General features: G+C 45.7%; 3 protein-coding genes. 2 read left to right on the top strand and 1 reads right to left on the bottom strand.

Going from position 1 to position 3,194, the window contains the following annotated elements; all coding sequences use genetic code 11:
• The first annotated feature begins 305 nt into the window (after nucleotides 1-305).
• Both WCM76_16820 and WCM76_16815 read left to right on the top strand, forming a co-directional pair.
• Complete coding sequence (locus tag WCM76_16820; GenBank protein MEI6767296.1) at nucleotides 306-899, top strand: DUF2179 domain-containing protein; 594 nt, start codon at nucleotides 306-308, stop codon at nucleotides 897-899.
• Nucleotides 900-965: 66 nt separating this feature from the next.
• Nucleotides 966-1,403, top strand: a complete 438-nt coding sequence (locus tag WCM76_16815; GenBank protein MEI6767295.1) for a peptidylprolyl isomerase — start codon at nucleotides 966-968, stop codon at nucleotides 1,401-1,403.
• Here WCM76_16815 and WCM76_16810 read toward each other — a convergent pair.
• Entirely contained in the window at nucleotides 1,400-2,629 is a 1,230-nt protein-coding gene (locus tag WCM76_16810) for an HD domain-containing protein (protein MEI6767294.1), read from the bottom strand. The two genes, WCM76_16815 and WCM76_16810, sit on opposite strands and share 4 nt — an antisense overlap.
• Nucleotides 2,630-3,194: the final 565 nt, after the last annotated feature.

Here is a 3,194-nt window from a genome sequence, read left to right as displayed (position 1 = left end):
CAACTCTATTCAGGATTAATCAAAATACTGTCAACTTTTTTTAGGACGAGTCAGGACATAGCCCCCATCCCCGGCCCTTCCCCCTTCAATGGGGAAGGGAGTCAACCCTTCAGCCTTCAGCCTTCAGCCTTTACGTTGACCGATTCCGAAGGAATCAAAGAGATTCCTCACTGCGTTCGGAATATCCATACATAGGCGTTTGCCGAAAAACAAATATCTTTGCATCCGGATTGGTAACTGCAATTACCGCTATTACTAATTATTCATTTTTCATTATTCATTTTTCATTTTTAATTCATCCTGCCATGTTGAATGTCGTATTTTTTGATTCGCCAATATTTACCTGGGTGGTGCTGCCCTTATTGATTTTCTGCGCACGCATCTGCGATCAGAGCATAGGTACGCTGCGTCTGATTTTTGTGTCGAAAGGCATGAAGTTCCTCGCGCCCCTGCTGGGATTTATGGAAGCAGGTATCTGGCTGCTCGCTATCGGTCAGATAATGCAGCATCTCGATAATGCAGTTTGCTATATTGCCTACGCGGCAGGTTTTGCCATGGGAAATTATATCGGTATGCTGCTCGACGAAAAGATATCGCTGGGCAACGTCATCATACGCGTGATTACCGGCAGCGATGCCGACGAGCTGGTAGCGCACCTGCGCGAACATACCTTCGGTCTTACCGTAGTCGACGCCAAAGGCAGCATGGGACCGGTGAAGGTGATTTTCTCTATCATCAAACGAAAAGATGTGCCGCAGTTCATCGGTATCATCAATGAATTCAATCCGCATTCATTCTATACTATTGAAGAAGTGCGTTCCATAAATGAAGGTGTATTCCGTACCTCCGCGCGTCACTCATTCATCAACCTGAACCTGGGTACCAAGAAGGCGAAGTAGGAGTGCAGCGGACTTATTCATTATTCCCCGAATCAGATTATCTTTGCATCACTAAATTTTAATAAAATGAAAATAGCAAACATTCACACTGCAAAAGGTGTCATGAAAATTGAGTTCTTCGAAAAAGATACTCCCGGCACGGTAGCAAACTTTATCAAGCTTGCCGAAAGCGGTTATTACAATGGTCTTACGTTTCACCGCGTCATTCCCGATTTCGTTATTCAGGGCGGTTGTCCCCGCGGCGACGGTACCGGCGGTCCCGGTTACAACATCAAATGCGAAACCAAAGGTGGACATCAGTATCACGACAGAGGCGTATTGTCTATGGCTCATGCCGGTCCCGATACGGGCGGTTCACAGTTCTTTATCTGCCACAGCCGTACCAACACCAGTCATCTCGACGGTCATCATACCTGCTTCGGCCGCGTGATTGAAGGTCTTGAAGTAATCGACCAGATTCGTCAGGGCGACAAAATGGACAAAGTGGAAATAGTGGAAATTTAAAACCGTGTAAGTTCACCAAAGAGTTTTACCGCGAAGTGGTCTGTCATCGATGAGATGTAATGTATGACTGCTTTGCGGTATTGTTTTTCGTCGCGGATGTCATAGATAAGTGCATTCGCGAACTTAGTACCGGCGCGCTCTTCAAGGTTCAGATTCGAGTACTTCATGAGCCAGTAGCTGAAAGCGCCTGCCAGCGACGGGTAAATACTTTCATAGCGTTTGAGTTCCGCTTCCATGCCGCCCTTCACGTACATTCCGCTCAGCACCTTATAAATGCTGCTGATAATGAGTGACGCGTATTCATTATAATAACTCATCCGCTTGTGCAGATAAATGTTCTTGTAGTTGAATGCCTTTACTTTATTGATGAGTTCGAGGTATCTGTCTGAAAACAGAATGCCGTTTCCGGGTGAGCTCATCTCGCAGAGGTTATTGATAAAGTCGTGCATCAGCACGGTATTGTTAATCTGGTCAACCGGAACTTTTTTAATATGCTCTGCAATGGTTTCGAGTTCCGAAAGCTGTTCGCGGCTGAGAATCTTCAGTGAGATGGCGTCTTCAATATCGCGGCCGAGGTAGGATATTTTATCGGCAATTTTCACGATGCATGCTTCCCAGGAATATGGAGAATACTGGTTGGGCCGTTCTATGTCGCGGAGGTCGATGGCTTCAGCGCGCGGAAAGACAGCGTTCTCATTCACTTCGCCGCAGTGCGAGATGATGCCGTCGCGCACTGCGTAGGTAAGATTCATATTATTCTCTTTGCCGCTGAGGTTGGGAAGTGTTTCCAGCATGTCGACCAGAAAGAGGCTGTTTTCTTCGTGCCAGAAGGTTTCTCCGATTTCTTCTTTCGCGATTTTCGAAAGGTGGTGTTCGCCCACATGTCCGAAGGGCGCGTGTCCGAGGTCGTGTCCGAGCGCGATGGCGGAGGTGAGTTCGGTATTCAGTCCGAGATAATTTGCTATGGAATAACTCACCGATGCTACATGGTTCACGTGCTCAATGCGGGTGCAGATATGGTCGTTCGTGGTGGCGTAGAACACCTGAGTTTTATGTTTCAGGCGGCGGTATGCTTTGCAGTGCAGGATTCGGTTGTAGTCGCGAGAGAACTCGCTGCGGATGTCAGGTGTTTTATGGTAGATATCTTCCTGCCTTTTTATTGACTGTTCCCATTTGGGGTTCCCGACCACCAGTGCTTCTTTGATAAATTTTCCCGGTTCCATCATACAATTTCTTTTTTTCAAAAATAAGACATAATAACTAATAACTAAAAACTAATAACTAAAAGTGAAGAATTAAAATTCACGACTCTTGAGTGACTTGTTGATTGTTGATTTGTTTAATTGTTTAGTTGTTGATTCGTGTTGTTGTTTATCTGTTGAATTGTTGAATTGTTGAAATGTTTAGTTGTTGATTCGTTGAGTTGTTGATTTGCTGAATTGTTTACTGCATAGGCGGGCAGGTTAACCTACCGATAGGCAGGCATTTTCAAATTATCAAATTGACTAATTGATTTTTGACTCACGACTAAATTACTACCGTTGCGGCGCATGCTTCTTCTGCATTTCAAACCACCGTCTCCCGTGCGCCGCCCGAATATTTGATATCATTCTACCCCGGGCTGACGCCCGGGGCTACCAACGGGTCGCCCCTCTGGGGCTATGATTTGTCTGAATTCGTTTTTTGACTCACGACTCTCGACTCTCGACTCATTCCCCTATCCCTAAATCCCTTTCCCCGCATCGGTGAAAGGGACTTTATTTCTTCTGAATTCTTCTGAATTCTTTTTTT

The sequence above is a fragment of the Bacteroidota bacterium genome, assembly GCA_037133915.1.
Lineage (GTDB): Bacteria > Bacteroidota > Bacteroidia > Bacteroidales > CAIWKO01 > JBAXND01.
This window is presented reverse-complemented; position numbering and strand designations above follow the sequence as displayed.

Bases quoted from the DNA above. Each gene is read 5' to 3' on its own strand.
- WCM76_16820 (MEI6767296.1), top strand. From the start codon at position 306: ATGTTGAATGTCGTATTTTTTGATTCGCCAATATTTACCTGGGTGGTG.
- WCM76_16815 (MEI6767295.1), top strand. From the start codon at position 966: ATGAAAATAGCAAACATTCACACTGCAAAAGGTGTCATGAAAATTGAG.
- WCM76_16810 (MEI6767294.1), bottom strand. From the start codon at position 2,629: ATGATGGAACCGGGAAAATTTATCAAAGAAGCACTGGTGGTCGGGAAC.